This is a genomic window from Flavobacterium sp. (assembly GCF_046155325.1).
Taxonomy (GTDB): Bacteria; Bacteroidota; Bacteroidia; order Flavobacteriales; family Flavobacteriaceae; genus Flavobacterium.
This window is the reverse complement of the sequence record NZ_JBJXDQ010000193.1, coordinates 1-18053: the sequence shown is the minus strand read 5'-3', so window position 1 is coordinate 18053 and position 18053 is coordinate 1. Positions and strand designations below refer to the sequence as shown.

At 30.5% G+C, this 18053-nt stretch carries 21 protein-coding genes; 12 read left to right on the top strand and 9 right to left on the bottom strand.

The window, feature by feature from the left end:
* Nucleotides 1-12: 12 nt before the first annotated feature.
* From ACKVOD_RS12820 to ACKVOD_RS12810, 3 genes are all read left to right on the top strand, one after another.
* Nucleotides 13-1410, top strand: coding sequence for a tetratricopeptide repeat protein (locus tag ACKVOD_RS12820; protein ID WP_409209861.1), 1398 nt, complete (start codon nucleotides 13-15; stop codon nucleotides 1408-1410).
* Nucleotides 1411-1418: 8 nt separating this feature from the next.
* Complete coding sequence (locus ACKVOD_RS12815; protein WP_409209860.1) at nucleotides 1419-2159, top strand: shikimate dehydrogenase family protein; 741 nt, start codon at nucleotides 1419-1421, stop codon at nucleotides 2157-2159.
* A 290-nt stretch (nucleotides 2160-2449) separates the two neighbouring features.
* Nucleotides 2450-4687, top strand: a complete 2238-nt coding sequence (locus ACKVOD_RS12810; RefSeq protein ID WP_409209859.1) for a DUF349 domain-containing protein — start codon at nucleotides 2450-2452, stop codon at nucleotides 4685-4687.
* Nucleotides 4688-4881: 194 nt separating this feature from the next.
* On the opposite strand, the gene mazG is transcribed toward ACKVOD_RS12810, so the two are convergent.
* The 6 genes from mazG to ACKVOD_RS12780 all read right to left on the bottom strand — a co-directional run bounded on the left by mazG (nucleotide 4882) and on the right by ACKVOD_RS12780 (nucleotide 7902).
* Nucleotides 4882-5655, bottom strand: a complete 774-nt coding sequence (gene mazG / locus ACKVOD_RS12805) for a nucleoside triphosphate pyrophosphohydrolase (RefSeq protein WP_409209858.1) — start codon at nucleotides 5653-5655, stop codon at nucleotides 4882-4884.
* Between the two features lie 124 nt (nucleotides 5656-5779).
* Entirely contained in the window at nucleotides 5780-6271 is a 492-nt protein-coding gene (locus ACKVOD_RS12800) for a DUF5606 domain-containing protein (protein WP_409209857.1), read from the bottom strand.
* A 44-nt stretch (nucleotides 6272-6315) separates the two neighbouring features.
* The gene (gene def / locus ACKVOD_RS12795; RefSeq protein WP_409209856.1) at nucleotides 6316-6903 is read right to left on the bottom strand and encodes a peptide deformylase; all 588 of its coding nucleotides are present in this window, start codon (nucleotides 6901-6903) and stop codon (nucleotides 6316-6318) included.
* 77 nt (nucleotides 6904-6980) lie between these two features.
* Nucleotides 6981-7397, bottom strand: a complete 417-nt coding sequence (gene ruvX, locus ACKVOD_RS12790) for a Holliday junction resolvase RuvX (RefSeq protein WP_409209855.1) — start codon at nucleotides 7395-7397, stop codon at nucleotides 6981-6983.
* A complete protein-coding gene (locus ACKVOD_RS12785) occupies nucleotides 7398-7679 on the bottom strand; it encodes a type II toxin-antitoxin system RelE/ParE family toxin (RefSeq protein WP_409209854.1) in 282 nt (93 codons plus the stop codon).
* Nucleotides 7669-7902, bottom strand: coding sequence for a hypothetical protein (locus ACKVOD_RS12780; protein WP_409209853.1), 234 nt, complete (start codon nucleotides 7900-7902; stop codon nucleotides 7669-7671). Before ACKVOD_RS12780 ends, ACKVOD_RS12785 begins: the two co-directional genes overlap by 11 nt.
* Before the next feature lie 98 nt (nucleotides 7903-8000).
* On the opposite strand from ACKVOD_RS12780, the gene ACKVOD_RS12775 reads away from it, so the two are divergent.
* The gene (locus ACKVOD_RS12775; protein WP_409209852.1) at nucleotides 8001-8816 is read left to right on the top strand and encodes a 2,3,4,5-tetrahydropyridine-2,6-dicarboxylate N-succinyltransferase; all 816 of its coding nucleotides are present in this window, start codon (nucleotides 8001-8003) and stop codon (nucleotides 8814-8816) included.
* Nucleotides 8817-8877: 61 nt separating this feature from the next.
* Here the strand turns inward: ACKVOD_RS12775 and ACKVOD_RS12770 are convergent, their stop codons facing one another.
* Nucleotides 8878-9630, bottom strand: coding sequence for a lipopolysaccharide kinase InaA family protein (locus ACKVOD_RS12770; protein WP_409209877.1), 753 nt, complete (start codon nucleotides 9628-9630; stop codon nucleotides 8878-8880).
* Between the two features lie 157 nt (nucleotides 9631-9787).
* Between ACKVOD_RS12770 and ACKVOD_RS12765 the strand changes: the two genes are divergently transcribed.
* A complete protein-coding gene (locus tag ACKVOD_RS12765) occupies nucleotides 9788-10849 on the top strand; it encodes a glycosyltransferase family 9 protein (RefSeq protein ID WP_409209851.1) in 1062 nt (353 codons plus the stop codon).
* A gap of 12 nt (nucleotides 10850-10861) precedes the next feature.
* Here the strand turns inward: ACKVOD_RS12765 and ACKVOD_RS12760 are convergent, their stop codons facing one another.
* Nucleotides 10862-11683, bottom strand: coding sequence for a glycosyltransferase family 2 protein (locus ACKVOD_RS12760; protein WP_409209850.1), 822 nt, complete (start codon nucleotides 11681-11683; stop codon nucleotides 10862-10864).
* A gap of 52 nt (nucleotides 11684-11735) precedes the next feature.
* Between ACKVOD_RS12760 and ACKVOD_RS12755 the strand changes: the two genes are divergently transcribed.
* Nucleotides 11736-12473 (top strand): glycosyltransferase family 2 protein, encoded by a 738-nt coding sequence (locus ACKVOD_RS12755; RefSeq protein ID WP_409209849.1) that lies wholly within the window; start codon nucleotides 11736-11738, stop codon nucleotides 12471-12473.
* A 5-nt stretch (nucleotides 12474-12478) separates the two neighbouring features.
* On the opposite strand, the gene ACKVOD_RS12750 is transcribed toward ACKVOD_RS12755, so the two are convergent.
* Nucleotides 12479-13192: a polysaccharide deacetylase family protein gene (locus ACKVOD_RS12750; RefSeq protein WP_409209848.1), complete on the bottom strand. Its 714-nt coding sequence runs from the start codon at nucleotides 13190-13192 to the stop codon at nucleotides 12479-12481.
* Nucleotides 13193-13233: 41 nt separating this feature from the next.
* On the opposite strand from ACKVOD_RS12750, the gene ACKVOD_RS12745 reads away from it, so the two are divergent.
* From ACKVOD_RS12745 to ACKVOD_RS12720, 6 genes are all read left to right on the top strand, one after another.
* The gene (locus ACKVOD_RS12745) at nucleotides 13234-14028 is read left to right on the top strand and encodes a glycosyltransferase family 2 protein (RefSeq protein WP_409209847.1); all 795 of its coding nucleotides are present in this window, start codon (nucleotides 13234-13236) and stop codon (nucleotides 14026-14028) included.
* A 2-nt stretch (nucleotides 14029-14030) separates the two neighbouring features.
* Entirely contained in the window at nucleotides 14031-14828 is a 798-nt protein-coding gene (locus ACKVOD_RS12740; protein ID WP_409209846.1) for a glycosyltransferase family 2 protein, read from the top strand.
* Nucleotides 14825-15757, top strand: coding sequence for a glycosyltransferase family 2 protein (locus ACKVOD_RS12735; protein WP_409209845.1), 933 nt, complete (start codon nucleotides 14825-14827; stop codon nucleotides 15755-15757). The genes ACKVOD_RS12740 and ACKVOD_RS12735 overlap by 4 nt, the downstream gene beginning before the upstream one ends.
* A 96-nt stretch (nucleotides 15758-15853) precedes the next feature.
* Nucleotides 15854-16882: an FAD-binding oxidoreductase gene (locus ACKVOD_RS12730; RefSeq protein WP_409209844.1), complete on the top strand. Its 1029-nt coding sequence runs from the start codon at nucleotides 15854-15856 to the stop codon at nucleotides 16880-16882.
* A gap of 19 nt (nucleotides 16883-16901) precedes the next feature.
* Nucleotides 16902-17678, top strand: a complete 777-nt coding sequence (rfbF, locus tag ACKVOD_RS12725) for a glucose-1-phosphate cytidylyltransferase (RefSeq protein ID WP_409209843.1) — start codon at nucleotides 16902-16904, stop codon at nucleotides 17676-17678.
* Nucleotides 17663-18053: GDP-mannose 4,6-dehydratase (locus ACKVOD_RS12720; RefSeq protein ID WP_409209842.1), on the top strand; the 391-nt coding region annotated here is incomplete at its 3' end. The genes rfbF and ACKVOD_RS12720, both read left to right, overlap by 16 nt.

The following is an 18053-nucleotide window of genomic DNA, read 5'->3' as shown; positions in this document are numbered from 1 at the left end:
AAAAATAAAGCTATGCAATTAAGCAACGAGGAAGAAGAATATAACTTATCCCTATCCAAATTTGAGTCAATGTTGAAAACCAACAAAGTCCTCTTTTTTGATTCCGAAGAATTCGAAGATATCATCTTACATTATCTCGATATGGGTAAGCCCGCACTGGCAAAAAAAGCTTTAAAATTAGCTTTAGAACAACACCCAAAATCCACTGGTCTAAAATTGGTCCAGGTTGAAATGCTTGTCTATGATGACAAACTTGAAATAGCTGAAAAATTATTGAACGAAATTTACGCTATAGAACCAACAAACGAAGAAATTTACATTCAAAAAGCGAATATTTGTTCCAAAAGAGATCAACATGAAAAAGCTGTTGAATTACTTAAAATTGCTTTAAAATACACTGATGATTTAGCCGATGTATATAATTTAATAGGAATGGAATATCTATTTATGGATCAACTTGAATTGGCCAGAGATAGTTTTATCCAATGCCTAGAAGTTGATCTTGAAGATCAATCGGCATTGTATAATGTTGTTTATTGCTTTGAATTTCTTGATCAAAATCAAGAAGCCATTACTTATATAAAACAGTATATAGACAAAAATCCATATAGTGAAATCGCATGGCATCAATTAGGTCGTTTACATTATGGCGTAAAAGAATATGAAAATGCTATACTCGCATTTGATTATGCGACCATAATTGATGATGAGTTTTTAGGCGCATTTATGGAGAAAGCAAAAGCTTTGGAGCGTTTAAAAAAATATAACGAAGCCATAGAATGTTATAAAAGAACTATAGAATTAGATGACCCTACTTCTTATGCATTGCTAAGAATTGGTAAATGCTATGAAAAATTAGGAAATAAGGTTCAAGCATTGAAACATTTCAATAAAACAGTTCATGAAGACCCGCTTTTAGACAAAGGATGGATTGCCATAACCGATTTTTATGTTCGACAAAAAAATTTCCAAAAAGCATTAGACTTTGTAAACAAAGCTTTGGGAATTGATAATCAAAATCGTTTGTATTGGAAAAGGTATGCGACGATAAACAAACACTTAAATTTATTTGAAGAAGCAGAATTTGGATATAGAAAAGCTGTAGAATTTGGTGATTATCAATTAGACACTTGGTTATTTTGGGTTGACATTCTTCAGTTTCTTGGAGAGTTTGATACTGCCATTCAAACTTTATTACAAGCCTCAGAATATTTTCCTGAAGAAAACGAAGTAGAATATCGATTGGCGGGTTTATATTTTATGATACAACAAACTACCAAAGCAAAATTTCATTTAAGCAATGCTTTACGTTTGAATTTTAAAAACTATGTTGTCTTAGAAGATTTATTTCCAGTTGTTTGGACTAGAAAAATGGTGCAAAATTACATTGCAAAAAATAATAAAACATAATATCAAAAATGCCACTAAAAAGATTTGGGTTACTTGGACGTAATATTAGTTATTCATTTTCAAAAGGATATTTTACTGATAAATTTAATGTAGAAAATTTAAATAACTGCTCCTACGAGAATTTTGACATAGCTGAAATTTCTGAATTTCCTGAAATAATTGCAAACAATATAAACATTCATGGTATGAATGTAACCATTCCATACAAAGAACAAGTTTTACAATATTTAGACAGCCTATCAAAAAAAGCTTCTTTAATTGGCGCAGTAAATACTATTAAATTTACAAAAAAAGGGAAACTAAAAGGCTACAATACTGACTATTACGGCTTTATGGAATCATTAAAACCTCTGTTACAAAAACATCATAAAAAAGCCTTAATATTAGGAACAGGTGGGGCTTCAAAAGGTGTGGCATTTGCACTGAAAGAATTAAATATTGAATATATTTTTGTTTCTCGAAACGAAACAGAAAATAGGATAACTTATGATCAAATCAACGCGAATACTTTTAATGAATATCAAATTATAATTAACTGTTCTCCAGTAGGTACTAGTCCAAATATTGATAATTTCCCATTAATTCCTTATGAATACTTCTCCGATAAGCATATTGCTTATGATTTAATTTACAATCCAGAAGAAACTCAATTTTTGAAAAAAGCGAAAAATCAAGGTGCAAAAACAAAAAATGGTTTGGATATGCTTGTTTTTCAAGCAGAAAAATCATGGGAAATTTGGAATAAATAAGTAATTATTTTTCATTACAATTTTTTTATCAAAAAAATAAGAATTTAATAAACTAGGAATACTTAAGGTTTATAATTTTCTTTAAAAACATCCTCTGAATGGCATTTTAATGTATTATGTTTATGTAAATAAAAGGTTTTATTTAATTAATATAAACAAAAAAAAGCCTCAAAAAGCCTGACTTATTAAACCAAAACCACTATAATTAATTGTTTTGTTTTGTACTTTAAACAAGCTTTACTACCTTTCGCACTCGAAAAACATAAATGAACCCTTAAACATTTAAAAAAATGTTAGACCAAACGAATGATAACCTGCTTCAAGCAGATGGAAATGTAGTAACAAATTCAGCTGAATCTATTCAACTAGAAAATCCGGTTTTAGAAGATTTACAACCAGCACAAACAAACTCATCCTCTGCTGCAGAAACCGAAGAGATAATTACTCCTGCAATTGAAAACCAGGAAATAACAGAGGATAACAGCGAAGTTATTGAAAATGCTGTTAGTGAAGAAATACCAACCCAAATAGAAGATCCTATTGAAAATACTCCACTGGAAGCAATAGAAACTACTAGCTTTAGCAAAGAAATACCAACACAAGTAGAAGAGCCTATTGAAATTACTTCTCAGGAAGTAGTCGAAACTACTAGCATTAGTGAAGAAATACAGATAGATGAACCTATAGAAATAACCGCAGTAGAAACGATAGAAACCGATACAATTATTGAAGCTATTGCAGTAATAAATGCAGAAGAAAGCGAAGATGAAACCCTGAAAGATCGTCATGAAATACCGATGCTAGATTATGATTCTTTATCCTTAGAATCTCTAGTAGATGAATTAAAAAATTTAGTTACTGTAGAAAAAGTCATGTCGGTAAAAGATCATGTCGAAGAAATTAAAAAATCTTTTTTAGCAAAATATCATCATCTTTTAGAAGAGAAAAAAGAAGAATTCCTTGCCGAAAATCAAGATCCAAATGAAGAATTTCAGTATCAACTTCCTCTAAAATTAATATTTGACCAATATTATTCTCAATATAGAGATACTAAAAACGCACACTTCAAGAGCTTACAAACAAACCTTAAAACAAATTTAGAAAATAGATTAGCCATTGTCGAAGAATTAAAAGAGCTTATCAACCCTCAAACTAATATTAAGGATACTTTAAAACATTTTAATGATTTAAGAGAACGTTGGAAAAATGCAGGAGCAATACCAAAAGACAAATACAATCATGTTTGGAATAATTATCATTTTCATGTTGAAAATTTTTATGATTATTTGCACTTAGACCGAGAAGCGCGAGACATTGATTTTAAACACAATTTAGAACAAAAACAAAAAATTGTTGCTCGTGTTGAAGAATTAGTAAATGAAACTGATATCAATAAGGCTTTCCGAGAATTACAAGATTTACATAAAATTTGGAAAGAAGATATTGGCCCTGTTTCAAGAGAACATAGAGAAGAAATCTGGAATACCTTTAGCGATTTGACAAAGCAAATGCATGATAAGCGCGAAGTTTTATTTGAGCAATTTAGAGGTAAAGAACTTGAAAATTTAGAAAAGAAAAAAGAAATTATTGCCCAAATAGAAGTTCTTGCAACCGAGAAAGTTGATTCTCATTCCCTTTGGCTTGGTCAAGTTGAAAAAGTAGAATCCCTAAGAGCTACTTTTTATGCAGCTGGAAAAGTGCCATTAGAAGTTAATGAAGAAACTTGGGGAGCGTTTAAAACTGCCGTTAGAAATTTCAATTCTTTCAAAAATTCTTTTTATAAAGACATTAAAAAAGACCAAAACAACAATCTGAATCTTAAAATGGCTCTTGTTGCTAAAGCTAAAGAATTACAAGAAAGCACTGATTTTGCTGCCACAACACCAATTATGAAGCAAATTCAGGAAGAATGGAAACAAATAGGTCATGTTCCTAGAAAATTTTCAGACAAGATTTGGTTAGAATTTAGAGGAGCCTGTAATCATTATTTTGATAAATTAAAAGAACAGAAAAAAGAAGAAAACGTTGAAGAGGTTGAAGCTTTTGAGAAAAAGAAAGCCTATTTAGAAACACTTCGAGAGTTTCAATTAGTGGGTGAGCATAAAACCGATTTAGATGCCATCAAATTACATATCGAAACTTGGAAAAGTTTTGGAGCTGTACCAATTAATAGAAGACATATTGAAGGTAAATTCAATAAAATTTTGGATGTGCTTTTCGGAAAATTAAGTTTGAGTAAAAAGGATAATGAAATGATGCGTTTCTCTAATAGAATCGATCAGCTTTCAGAATCTAATGACACCAGAAAACTAGAAAACGAAAAGATTTTCTTAAGTCGCAAAATTGAAGAAATTAAAAATGAGGTTTTCCAATTAGAAAATAACATTCAATTTTTCACCAATACCAGAAATGCTAAAAAAGAAAATTCGATAGTTTTAGAAGTTCGTAAAAACATTGCAAAACTGAAAGAAGAAATGGAACTTTTAAAAGATAAACTAAAACAAGTTAAAAGTTTAAATCAAGGGTAATTCTATATAAATTTAAATTCAAAAGCCTCATTCTAATCATAAAAATGAGGCTTTTTATATTATTTGGCAATAAAAAGTACTCAATTATTACATAATACTCAGTAAAAACCTCTTTACTTTGCAGAGCAAAACAAATCTTTACTACTATTGAAATTCAACAAATACGTTTCTAATTTAAAATCATAGATTTTCAATTACATTTTTTTGGCTTCCTCCCAAAAAACATCCATTTCAGCTAAGGTCATATCCATTAACGGTTTTCCTAATTCCCCTGCCTTACTCTCTAAATATTGAAATCGTTTAATGAATTTTTTATTGGTACGTTCTAAAGCATCTTCGGGATTGATATTTAAAAATCGTGCATAATTAATCATCGAAAATAAGACATCACCAAACTCCGCCTCTATCTTATCTTGATCTCCAGCCCGAACCTCAACTTGTAGTTCTTGTAATTCTTCTTGTACTTTGTCCCAAACTTGGTGTGGCTCTTCCCAGTCAAACCCTACTCCTTTTACTTTATCTTGAATTCTACTTGCTTTTACAAGAGCTGGTAAACTTTTGGGAACGCCTTCTAAAACTGATTTTTTACCCTCTTTCAATTTTAATTTTTCCCAATTCTGTTTTACTTCTTCTTCATCTTTTACCACAACATCACTATAAATATGAGGATGACGATGAATGAGTTTTTCGCAAATTTCGTTACACACATCGGTCATGTCAAAATCGTTAGTTTCGCTTCCTATTTTGGCATAAAAAACAATATGCAATAACAAATCTCCCAATTCTTTCTTAACTTCATTTAAATCATTATCTAAGATGGCATCGCCTAATTCGTAAGTTTCCTCTATGGTTAAATGGCGTAAACTTTGCAAGGTTTGTTTCTTATCCCAAGGGCATTTTTCACGCAAATCGTCCATGATGTTTAATAATCGTTCAAAAGCTTGAAGTTGCGTTTTTTTAGAGTTCATTAGAAAAGTATAGATGAATATTGGGTTTAGATATTTAGTTTTGTACAAAACATAATTATTGTAAAAATAAGAAATCCTGTCAGGAAAAACCGTGACAGGATTAAAATATAATATAGAAAGTTAATTACTCTTTCTTAGCTGGAGATTTTTTAGCTGGAGCTTTGGCTTTTTCGGCAACTACTTCTTCGACTACTTTTTCTAAAACTTCTTCGGCATTCTCAATTATAGGTTCTTCTTTTGAAACTAAATCTTTAGATTGTAAAATGTTATACCAATTAAGTACTTTTTTAATATCAGAAGGATATACTCTTTCTGAATCATACTGCGGCAATATTTCCATGAAATAAGCAATTAGCTTAGCATTGTCTTCTTTATGAGAAATTGCTGGACCACAATCTTCTTTAATGGCTATGTTTCTCATTACTTCTGATAAAGGCTTTTCACCTTCAAAGGTGTAAATAGATATTTCAGACAATAAACTAACATTTACTTTTAATGAAACCGTCATTTTTTTTCCATCGAGTAAAGACTCTACTAAAAATCCGGTACGAGTTTGAACTTTTAATGCAAATAAACCTGGTTTTCCTGCTATTGATAATATTTTTTCTAAATTCATTTTTAAGATTTATTATTTATTTGGGGTTATAAAATCAGTATTTTTTATCTTCCTTTTTTGTTGCAAAATTTCATTCGGTAGTCTGGTCTTGTTTTTCCGTCCATAATATTTTGCAACTTTTTCTTAATTAATTGTTTTTTTAAGGACGAAATTAAATCCGTAAACAAAATACCTTCGATATGATCATATTCATGTTGAATAACTCTAGCAATTAGACCATCAAACACTTCGGTTTTTAAGACAAAGTCTTCCTCACAATATTCAACAGTTATCTTTTCGTTTCTATAAACATCTTCTCTAACTTCTGGAATACTCAAACAACCTTCATTAAAAGCCCAAAGCTCACCTTCTTCTTTTACTATTTTAGCATTAATAAAAGTTCTTCTAAATCCTTTTAGATGAAGTTGTTCTTCGATTGGAAGATCTTCATCATCACCAAACGGAGTGGTGTCAATAACAAACAATCTTAAACTTAATCCAACTTGTGGAGCGGCTAAACCTACTCCATACGCATTATACATAGTTTCATACATGTTAGCAATAGTTTCTTTTAAGCTTGGGAAATCTCTTGAAATTTCTTCCCCTACTTTTCTTAAAACTGGATCGCCATAACCTACAATTGGTAAAATCATTGTGTATTGAAATTAAGTGTATATCAAAATGGAGGCAAAAGTAAGTAAAATAATGGAATTGAAAATATCAAGGATGATTAAAACATTTTTCGGGTCAAATAATCTTGAAGCATTATGGTTGCAGATATTTCGTCAATCAGCGCTTTGTTTTGGCGTTGCTTTTTGCTTAATCCACTATCTATCATCGTTTGAAAAGCCATTTTTGAAGTAAAGCGTTCATCGACACGAATGACTTTCATGTCCGGAAAATGATTCGTGAAATGCGTTACGAATCCCTTTATAATTGAAGCACTTTCTGACGGTTCTCCGTTCATTTGTTTGGGTTCGCCAATAAGTACCGCCTCAACTTTTTCTTTAGAAAAATAGTCTTTTAAAAAAGCAATTGCTGTAGCAGATGGAATGGTCGTCAAGCCCGATGCAATAATTTGCAGTTCATCGGTAACGGCTATTCCCGTTCGTTTTTGTCCGTAATCAATGGAGAGAATTCTTGGCATTTATAAGGAATTTCTAAGTTTCAAAATTGCTACAACTGAAACAAGTTCAAGGTCATTATCTACTTTAAAAACAATTGTATACCCTTTAAAAACATAATCTCTAATTTTCTCATCCTCAAAATAAATTGATTTTTTAAAAAGAAAAGGATGTTTCAAGTCTTTTTGTATCTTTTTTATTAATTCAATCTTGAATTTCCTAGCAGCAACAGGTTTGTCTTTTGAAATAAAATCAACTATATCGTTCAAATCATAATTAAATTCAATAGTTAATTTAATCCTCATATTTTGATATTGTTGTTTCAAGTAAAATATCTAGTTCCTCAAAAGTAGAATAAACAGCAGTTCCATCATTAATTTTATCAATTCTGGACTGAAGCATTCTTTTTTCTTCTTCAAAAGTTGCTCTCTCGGGAACTATTTTCAATTCATCCGAAGAAAACGAACTCAATAATTCTAAGATTTTGGCTTTGATGTTGGGCTGAAATTCTATTGTTAGGGTTTCCATAATTCAGAAATTTGATATACAAATATAAACATTTTCAATTCAAATAGACTTTTTGCTTTTGTTTAAAAATCCTATCTTTGCTCAAAAATTTTACAAAAATGAACGAATTACAACCGATTATAGAACAAGCTTGGGAAAACAGAGCTTTATTACAAGAAAAAACAACTACAGATGCTATTAGAGCGGTTATCGAATTATTAGATTCCGGAAAACTTCGTGTTGCTGAGCCTGTTGGCGAAGGATGGCAAGTAAATGAATGGGTAAAGAAAGCCGTTGTTTTGTATTTCCCTATTCAAAAAATGGAAACCGTTGAAGCTGGGATTTTTGAATACCATGACAAAATGTTATTGAAAAGAGATTATGCCGAAAAAGGTGTTCGTGTCGTTCCTGGAGCTTCTGCTCGCTATGGCGCCTATATTTCTGCGGGTGTTATTATGATGCCAAGTTATGTAAACATTGGTGCTTATGTTGATGCTGGAACCATGGTCGATACTTGGGCTACGGTGGGAAGTTGTGCTCAAATTGGTAAAGACGTTCATCTTTCTGGGGGTGTTGGAATTGGTGGTGTGCTTGAGCCTTTGCAAGCGGCACCGGTAATTATTGAAGATGGAGCATTTATAGGTTCCCGTTGCATTATTGTTGAAGGAGTTCATGTGGGTAAAGAAGCTGTTCTTGGTGCAAATGTTTGCTTAACTGCTTCTACCAAAATTATCGATGTTACTGGCGAAACTCCAATTGAAAGAAAAGGATTTGTTCCGGCTCGTTCTGTTGTAATTCCTGGAAGTTATACTAAAACCTTTGCCGCAGGTGATTATCAAGTGCCTTGTGCTTTAATTATCGGTACGCGTAAGCCTTCTACAGACTTAAAAACGTCTTTGAATAATGCGTTGAGAGAATATGATGTAGCGGTTTAAATAAAACATATTTAAAAATCCAAATTCCAATCGTTCAACTTTTGGAATTTGGATTTTTTTATTACATCAATTTACGTTTCCAATATTTTTTTTTGGTGATTTTACGTTTAAAATCTTTAGTTTTTTTGAGTAATAATTGAGATAACTTCTCTTCGTTTTGACCACTTAATTGGGCATATTTTCTAGCCACAACTTTTACCATTTGTTTAGAAAGCCACATTTTTTTGAAATTATCCAACCGCATTTCTAGAGATAAATCTTCAAATTTCATGCGATTTAAGTCGATTAAGAAAAAATCATAATTCCCATCCCCTGTTTCTAAAATTAAAGTATTTCCGGGTGAATGATCTAAAAAATTAACCTTGGCCTCGTGCATCTTAAACGTAAATTCGGTGAATTGTTCCAAAATTAAATTCCGATTTGGAAATAAAGGATTGTGAATAAGTTCCCGAATCGTAAAATCATAGTCTATTTGTTGACAGATATAAAAACTATCTCCCAAAAAACCTAGACTATTTCTTTCCTCAACATAAGCTATAGGTATTGGAGTTTGAATATGGTGGTCTATCAAATAATTAGCATAATCAAAAGAGCGCTTAGCCTTAGTACTTCTTAAAAAAGAATAAATTATTGATTTAAAAAAACCTGGTTTTTGAAAAAACTTGATATTTACCTTTTCTTCACCAATAAAATTAGATTTAATTGTATTTCTAGAACCTTGAACAATAAGGTTTCCTTCGTCAAAAAAGTGGCTAACTAGTTGAAGAATAGATTTCTCTTTCGTTTTATAATTGGAATTCAGGATAATCTTCACAGTGTTCAATACTTTTTTGGTTTAAAAGTATAAAAAATAGTACTTTGCAACAAGAATTAGTTTTATGAAGTCAACTCTAAATCAAGTTTTTTTTTAAAATATTAATTAAGTAAAGTCGATTTCGTATTAGACCTCTGAAAAATTAAAATTCAAAAACATGAAAAAAATTTTAATTATACAAAATAAGCGAATTGGCGATGTGCTAATCAGTTCTGTAATTGCCAATAACTATAAAATGAAATTTCCAGAAAGTGAAATTCATTTTATGGCTTATGACTTTACTCATGGCGTAATAATGAACAATCCAAACATTGATAAAATCATTAGCATCAATGATAAGGAACTTAAAAAAATACCCGTTTTATTTCAACTCATTCGTCAAATAAGAAAAGAAAAGTATGATATTATTTTTGACCCTTATTCAAAAACGCAAAGTAAACTAATTTGTAAATTTTCTGGAGCAGGACAAACAATTGGTCATAAAAGTCGGAAAAAATTTGGCAACTGGGGTTACTACACGCACCCAGTAACCATATCGAAGGAAAAAACTAAAATCTGCGGCAAGGCTATTGAAGACCGAATTCACTTATTAAGCCAAGTAAGTAATTTTGACCCCATTGATTATGAACCCAAAATATCACTTTCTGAAGAAGAAAAAAAAGAAGATTGGTTAGGACAATATGCCTCAAAAAAAATTATCGTACTTGGTGTTTTGGGAAGCACTCCCCAAAAATCCATGCCTTACAATTATGTTGCTCAAATAGTCGATTATATAGCCTCAAATTATGATGCTTATTTGCTTTTTAATTATGCTCCCCATCAGAAAGAAGAAGCGCAAAAAATATATGAATTGTGCAAAAATAAAGCTAATATTATTTTGGATATTTATGCGCCAAGCATTCGTGATTTTATCAAACTTATGAATCAATGCCATCTATTGGTTTCTAACGAAGGCGGAACGGTACATATTGCAAAAGCACTAAACAAACCAACATTTACCATTTTTTCACCTTATGTAAATAAAGATCATTGGGCGAGTTTTGAAGATGGAATAAAACACCACTCGGTGCATCTCTTAGAAATGAAGCCTGATTTATTTGATAGTTTTACGTTTGAAGAACGCAAAAAAATAGAGAAAAATCCAGATGAGTTATATAAACAATTAACACCGGAATTAATTGTACCAGAATTAGAAATTTTCTTGAAAAATAATTTTTAATTACGAGTTTTATTATTTTTTTAGGATTCCAAAATCAGTCCATTTTTTTCGATTAACCTTGGTTGCTTTTCGAATATTTTTATTTTTTTTAATGGATTCAGGAGTTGCATAACCTCTCGGATGATCTAGATGCAAACAAACCGTACTGTATCTTATTTGTTTGGGCTTGATGCCAAAATTCACTAATCGCTCTCCTAATTCTCTATCTTGTCCGCCATATTGCATTCTTTCATCAAAACCATTAACAGACAAAATATCTTCTTTCCAACCCGAAGCATTATGTCCATTCCAACTTGGTGTTGTAGGTGTTAAAAAATTTAAAAGACCACTTAATAACCCTTTTGAATATACTTTACTGTTTTTGAATGAAACCCGCATACCATTAGACTTTAACCATTTCATATCAAAGCATTGCTCTGAATAAATAGTTTCTTTTTCAATATTTTTAGACAATGCCAAAGGTAATTTATGATAACCACCTGAAAGGAAAAATCCTTCTTCTCGAAATTTAATATGTTGTTCTATAAAATCTGGACGAGGAATACAATCGCCATCAGACATCAAAATATAATTTGTGGTACAGCCTAAAATAGCTTTATTTAATATTTGAGATTTTTGAAAACCGTTATCTTCATGCCAGATGTGAATAATTGGAAAAAACACTTCTTTTTTCATTAGCTCAATCAAATCAAAAGTTTCTTGATTTGAACCATCATCAGCAATAACCATTTCAAAATTACGGTAGGTTTGTGTGTTATAACCCCAAATCACTTTTTTGAGCCAGTCTGGAGAATTATAAGTACTAATTACAACTGAAATATTCTTTTGCATCATGTCGCAAAGATATTTATTTTTTGTTAGATTTGCTTTCTTTAAAAAAAATTCAATGACCCAATTATCAGTAATTATACCTACATACAATGAAATTGATTATATAGAAGATGCTATTAAATCAATTAGTTTTGCTGATGAAATTATTGTAGTTGACTCCTACAGCACTGATGGAACAAAAGAGAAAGCACTATTAATGGGTTGTAAAGTATTAGATCGAAAATTCGATAATTTTTCAGCTCAAAAAAATCATGCTATTAACTATGCAACTGGAGATTGGATTCTATTTATTGATGCCGACGAGCGGGTTTCTCAAAAACTAAAAATTGAAATATTATCAGAAATAAAAAACAGTAAACATTCAGGCTTTAAACTAAGTTTTCCACACTTTTACATGAATAGATTTTTATATCACAAAGTAGATAAAGTTCTGCGATTGGTGAAAAATAATAATGTGAAATTTACTGGTGATGTTCACGAAAAACTACAGATTGAAGGCAGTATTGGAACCTTAAAAAACTTTATGATTCATTATACCTACAAGGGTCTATTTCATTTAATCCAAAAAAAGGATTCCTATGCTTGGTTTCAAGCCAAAACATCCATAAACAAAGGAAAAAGAGTCACTCTCTTTCACTTATTTTTTAAACCACTTTACCGTTTTTTTTCATCTTATATTTTAAAAAGAGGTTTTTTAGATGGTGTTCCCGGACTAGCTTTAGCCAGTATCAATGCCTACGGTGTTTTTTCACGCTATGCAAAAATGATTCTTATTGAAAAAAATATTCATTAATAAGGTTAAAACAATCGAAGTTTACCTATTCTTAATTTCCATTTAAATACAAACAAATTATCTTCTCCTTTGATATCTATTCGTTGAATCTCATACTTATTTTTAAAAGGAAAATGATTTACTCGATTACCAATTCTAAGTGCCATTTTGATTTTATTTTTCTCTAAAAGTTGAAAAAAATCTTTTTTCTGGTTTTCTTTTTTAGGATAATTACCATAAGGATAGGCTAACGCTGGAAAAACTTTCAAATCGTTTTTACTTATAAATTCAAAAGATTTATCAAAATCATCTTGAATTTCATTCTTATTCAATTCGGAATATTTTTTATGAGAAAAAGAATGATGTCCCAATTCGACACAATCAGGATCTAATGATTTTAATTGTTCGATTGTCATAATTTTTTCAGAACCTAAATTCCACGAATCAGAACTTCCAATAAAAGAAAACGGAACAAAAAAAGTAGCTTTAATATTATATTTTTTTAATAACGGTAAGGCATATAACAATTGATTTTCAGTAACATCATCAAAAGTTAATACTACTGATTTACTTGAAATAGAATTTTTATTATCTAATTCGGAAATAAAATAAGTGGTGAAATTGTGTTTTACTAAATATTGAAGTTGTTTTTCAAACTTTTGGGAAGCTAATGTCAATCCCCTACTTAAATCTAAGTTAGAACTAATATTATGGTACATTAGAATGGGTAATTTTGACACAATATAAAATTTGAAAATTGTATCGTGTAAAAATATTATATTTGCCTGATATTTCATCTATTTACATGTCCGAAAATAACATAACCCCAAAAATAACTGCCTTAGCCATTACTTTTAACGAAGAAATCAACGTAAAGAGATATGTTGAAAGTTTAGCTTTTGTAGATGAAATTATTTTTATTGATTCCAAAAGCACTGACAAAACAATAGAAATCGCATTAGAAATGGGAGTTAAAGTTATTGAAAGAGAATTTACAAATTTCTCAGACCAACGTAACTTTGCTATTAGTCAGGCAAAAAATGATTGGATTGTTTTTTTTGATTTGGATGAAATCCCAACTCCAGCTCTAGAATCTGAAATTAAAGTAATCATTTCAAAATCAAAAGATTCGATTGCTTTTTTAGTAAAAAGAAACTTCTTTTTCATGGATAAACACATTCGTTTTGGAGGATGGAAAAATGATAAAGCGATACGGGTTTTTAATAAAAATTTCTGTGAATATAATGGAAATTTAGTTCACGAATCTGTTAAAGCTAATGGAAAAATTGGCTTACTTCAAAACAGAGTAAATCATTACAGCTATAAAAATTTTGACAATTACAACAACAAACTAAATTTGTATAGTAAATTACAAGCTCAGAATTTATATCAAAAAAAATTAAAGCCTACTTTTTACCATTTTCTTTTCCGCCCTTTATATCGATTTTTGTGGCAATATTTTTTTAGATTAGGGATTTTGGATCGAAAAGAAGGATTTATTTTAGCCTATATACACTCATTTTCGGTGTTTAAACGCTATTTGCAACTTTGGATGCTGTATAGAAAAATTGAATAGATATGAGCAACTTTCCTACATGTTCTCTAATAACTCCTACTTATAATTGGCCTGAAGCACTGGAATTAATACTCCTAAGCACAATTAATCAAACTGTTTTACCTAACGAAGTAATTATTGCGGATGATGGCTCCAGAGAAGACACCAAACAATTAATAGAAGCTTTTCAAAAAAAAATTCCTATACCACTGATTCATATTTGGCATGAAGACCTCAAAAACAGAAAGCCAAAAATCATGAACAAAGCTATTGCTGCTTCTAAATATGATTATATTATTGAGATTGATGGCGATATCATAATGAATAAAAATTTTATAGAAGATCACTTAAATTTTGCCAAAAAAGGACAGTATTTATTTGGTTCAAGAGTAAATATTCAAAAGAAACTATTAACAAAATTATTTTCTGAAAAAATTATTTCATTCAATCTTTTTTCAAAAGGGATTAAAAAAAGAGGAAGAACAATTCGGATTACTTTTTTGATGAATTTCGCCAAAAGTGTTGAAAAGCGTTCTCGAAAACTTCGGGGTTGTAATATGTCATTTTGGAAAGAAGATTTTATCAAAATTAATGGTTTTAATGAAGATTTAGTTGGCTGGGGAATCGATGATTCCGAAATGATTCAACGATTGCACAATATTGGTGTCAAAGGAAAAAGATTGAAGTTTGCTGGTATTGCTTACCATATCTACCACAAAGAACAATCCAAAATTCATATTGAAATCAATAACGAAATTGAAAAGCAAACTACCGAAAAAAAACTGACTTTTATCGAAAATGGAATTAATCAATATTTATGATGTTTGACATAGCCGTAATATTAATCAACTACAATTCGAGCGAGCATAGCATCAATTGCATACGTTCTATTATAGAAAAAACTTCTAAAAACATCAATTATCAAATTATTATAACTGATAATTGTTCCGAAAAAGAAGATTACCTAAAACTAAAATCCTTTTGCGATGAAACTACTTTTCATAATCTTGAATTGCATAGAAGTAGAATAAACACGGGGTTTGGTGGCGGAAATATGCATGGTGTACAGTTTGCCAATGCAAAGTATTTAGCTTTCGTCAATAATGATACATTATTTATAAATGACTGTTTTTCGATACTAACAAACGCATTAGAAAACAATCAAAATATAGGAATCGCTAGTGCTCAGGCCTATAAAGAGAATGGCGATTTTATGATTTCACTTGATCATTTTGCTTCACCAGCAAGAGAGATTTTGGGTCGAAGTTTTTTAGAATTCATCAATTCAAAAAAACACCCAAAACGGAAGAAAAAATACAGTACTCCGATTCAAGTTAACTTTATACCGGGAAGTTATATGTTTGTTAGAGCAACTGATTTCTATGATATTGGTGGTTTTGACACCAACATTTTTTTGTATTACGAAGAAACCGATTTGTGCATTCGATTAGCAAAAAAAGGTAAATATGCTTATTTAATTCCCGAAGCCGAATTTACCCATTATCACGGAGCCAGTACAGAACAGCGGTCATTAACTATTAAAAAAGAATTGAAGATTTCGTTACTCTACATTACTCAAAAACACTATGGATTTTTTGGACATAAAATAGTTTTGTTATTCTTGATTGTGAAATATTTTTTTAGTAGTATTTTTAAACCTAAAAACTGGTCGTTATTTTTTCTAATTTTGAGCGGTGCTCCAGTATCGAAATCATTAAAAGTAAAACAGAAAATCCAAATTATTCATTAGCCTTGAAATTTCTATTATTTTAAAAACTAATAATGAATAGGAACAAATAGATTAAATTTAAAGCAAGTCATTTAAAAAAGATTTTTTTTGATAGAAATGAAACTATACACACTTAAAATAGAATCAATAAAAAATGAAACTCCAGACAGCATAACACTTTGCTTTAAACAGCCGGGTTTACGTAAGATTAAATATTTATCTGGACAATACTTAACCCTTTCATTCAGAATAAATGGAAGAAAATATCTAAGACCCTATTCCTTATCTAGTGCTCCAAGTATAGATTCATATATTGAAGTTACAATAAAAAGATTGCAAAATGGTATAGTTTCAAACCATATTCTTGACAATTTACAAGTTGGTAATCTAATCGAAGTAATGGAGCCTCAAGGTAATTTTTGTTATATTCCCAATAATAATGATGATGAAATTTATTTTTGGGGTGTTGGCAGCGGAATAACCCCTTTATTATCTATTATTAAGGAGATATTAGCCACTTTCCCTTTATTAAAAATACATTTGATTTATGGAAATAAGAATCCTGAATCAACTATTTTTTTAGAAACCATCAATCAATTGAAAGTATTGTATCCATCAGTTTTTACAATAACTTATTTTTTTAGCCAATTAGATGTTAAGAATAAACAGCCCAATGTTTTTCAAGGAAGAATTAATGAGCAATTCATTTTAGAATTACTTAAAAATAATAGTGTCAATTCTAAACATTACATTTGTGGTCCTATGTCTCTAAAGGACATGATAAAAGAAACATTAAATGAGTTGAATATATCATCGCCAAATGTTTTTTCAGAAGATTTTGAATTAGTCATAAATCCAAAAGATTTTGAAAATATAAATACACAAGAAATAAAAATCAATTTTCAAAATAATAATACATTAGTTGAAGTAGCGAAAGGGAAGAGCGTTTTAGAAGCGGCTTTAGATGCAGGAATAGATTTACCATATTCTTGTCAGACAGGCAATTGTTCTACGTGCAAAGGAACCTTGAAATCAGGCGAACTGAAAATGTTAGGTTTGTCAAAAGATCATATTGATATAAAGAACGGAGAGTATTTATTATGTTGCAGTTATCCCATGACGGACAATGTTTATATAGAAATTTAAAGATTAAAAAAAATATCCTATGAAAGTAGTAATTTTTGCAGGTGGTTTTGGCACTCGTCTTATGGAAGAAACAGAAGCTAGACCTAAGCCTATGGTAGAAATCGGTGGAAAGCCTATTTTATGGCATATCCTTAAAATGTATGAACATTATGGATATAATGATTTTATAATTTGTTTGGGTTATAAAGCCTCTTTTATTAAAGAATACTTTTATAATTATTATCTTCATAATTCTGATGTTACTATTGAATTGGCAAATAACAACATCAAAGTCCACTATTCAGAAACGGAATCTTTTAAAGTAACCTTGATAGATACCGGTTTACATACCAATACTGCAGGAAGATTGAAACGCATTGAAAAATACGTTAAGGATGAAACTTTTATGTTGACTTATGGTGACGGTGTTGCAAATGTCAATTTCAGCGCCTTATTGAAGTTTCATCAATCTCATGGAAGATTGGCAACACTAACTTCAGTTCAAACTCCAGGACGATTTGGAAATTTAGATATTAATGAAATTGGAGAAGTTGGGCATTTTGAAGAAAAACCAATGGGAGACGGTATGTGGATAAACGGAGGTTTTTTTGTGTTAGAACCTGGTATATTTAAATACTTAGAAGGCAATATGACTGATGTACAATGGGAAAAGGGTCCGCTAGGAGAAATCGCAAACGATGATCAACTGGCAGCATACAGACATTTTGGTTTCTGGAAATGTATGGATGCCTTAAGAGATCGTTTAGAACTAGAAGAAATGTGGAGTTCCGGAAAAGCAAAATGGAAGACATGGTAGAAAAAGGATTATTTTTTAAACTACAACAAGCCTACCAAGGGAAAAAAATATTTTTAACGGGTCATACTGGGTTTAAAGGTGCTTGGTTATTAAAAACATTATCCCTTATTGGTGCAGAGGTAAAAGGCTATAGTTTAAAACCAAAAACCAAAGATGATTTGTTTCATTTGATTGAAGGCGATACCATTTGTAATTCTGTGATTGCCGATTTAAGGGACAAAAAACGATTGGAAGAAGAAATCGTGAACTTTCAACCTGATTTTGTGTTTCATTTGGCAGCTCAAGCTTTAGTGCGATTGTCTTATGAAATTCCCACCGAAACTTTTGAAGTCAATGTGATTGGAACTGCAAATGTATTAGATGCAGTTCGTTTAT

Excerpts from the sequence above, each read along its gene's own strand:
- ACKVOD_RS12735 (WP_409209845.1), top strand. The coding sequence starts at position 14,825 with ATGATGTTTGACATAGCCGTAATATTAATCAACTACAATTCGAGCGAG.
- ACKVOD_RS12730 (WP_409209844.1), top strand. The coding sequence starts at position 15,854 with ATGAAACTATACACACTTAAAATAGAATCAATAAAAAATGAAACTCCA.
- ACKVOD_RS12755 (WP_409209849.1), top strand. The coding sequence starts at position 11,736 with ATGACCCAATTATCAGTAATTATACCTACATACAATGAAATTGATTAT.
- mazG (WP_409209858.1), bottom strand. The coding sequence starts at position 5,655 with ATGAACTCTAAAAAAACGCAACTTCAAGCTTTTGAACGATTATTAAAC.
- ACKVOD_RS12775 (WP_409209852.1), top strand. The coding sequence starts at position 8,001 with ATGAACGAATTACAACCGATTATAGAACAAGCTTGGGAAAACAGAGCT.
- def (WP_409209856.1), bottom strand. The coding sequence starts at position 6,903 with ATGATTTTACCAATTGTAGGTTATGGCGATCCAGTTTTAAGAAAAGTA.
- ACKVOD_RS12765 (WP_409209851.1), top strand. The coding sequence starts at position 9,788 with ATGAAAAAAATTTTAATTATACAAAATAAGCGAATTGGCGATGTGCTA.
- ACKVOD_RS12820 (WP_409209861.1), top strand. The coding sequence starts at position 13 with ATGCAATTAAGCAACGAGGAAGAAGAATATAACTTATCCCTATCCAAA.
- rfbF (WP_409209843.1), top strand. The coding sequence starts at position 16,902 with ATGAAAGTAGTAATTTTTGCAGGTGGTTTTGGCACTCGTCTTATGGAA.
- ACKVOD_RS12815 (WP_409209860.1), top strand. The coding sequence starts at position 1,419 with ATGCCACTAAAAAGATTTGGGTTACTTGGACGTAATATTAGTTATTCA.
- ruvX (WP_409209855.1), bottom strand. The coding sequence starts at position 7,397 with ATGCCAAGAATTCTCTCCATTGATTACGGACAAAAACGAACGGGAATA.
- ACKVOD_RS12740 (WP_409209846.1), top strand. The coding sequence starts at position 14,031 with ATGAGCAACTTTCCTACATGTTCTCTAATAACTCCTACTTATAATTGG.
- ACKVOD_RS12780 (WP_409209853.1), bottom strand. The coding sequence starts at position 7,902 with ATGGAAACCCTAACAATAGAATTTCAGCCCAACATCAAAGCCAAAATC.
- ACKVOD_RS12800 (WP_409209857.1), bottom strand. The coding sequence starts at position 6,271 with ATGAATTTAGAAAAAATATTATCAATAGCAGGAAAACCAGGTTTATTT.
- ACKVOD_RS12810 (WP_409209859.1), top strand. The coding sequence starts at position 2,450 with ATGTTAGACCAAACGAATGATAACCTGCTTCAAGCAGATGGAAATGTA.
- ACKVOD_RS12785 (WP_409209854.1), bottom strand. The coding sequence starts at position 7,679 with ATGAGGATTAAATTAACTATTGAATTTAATTATGATTTGAACGATATA.
- ACKVOD_RS12760 (WP_409209850.1), bottom strand. The coding sequence starts at position 11,683 with ATGATGCAAAAGAATATTTCAGTTGTAATTAGTACTTATAATTCTCCA.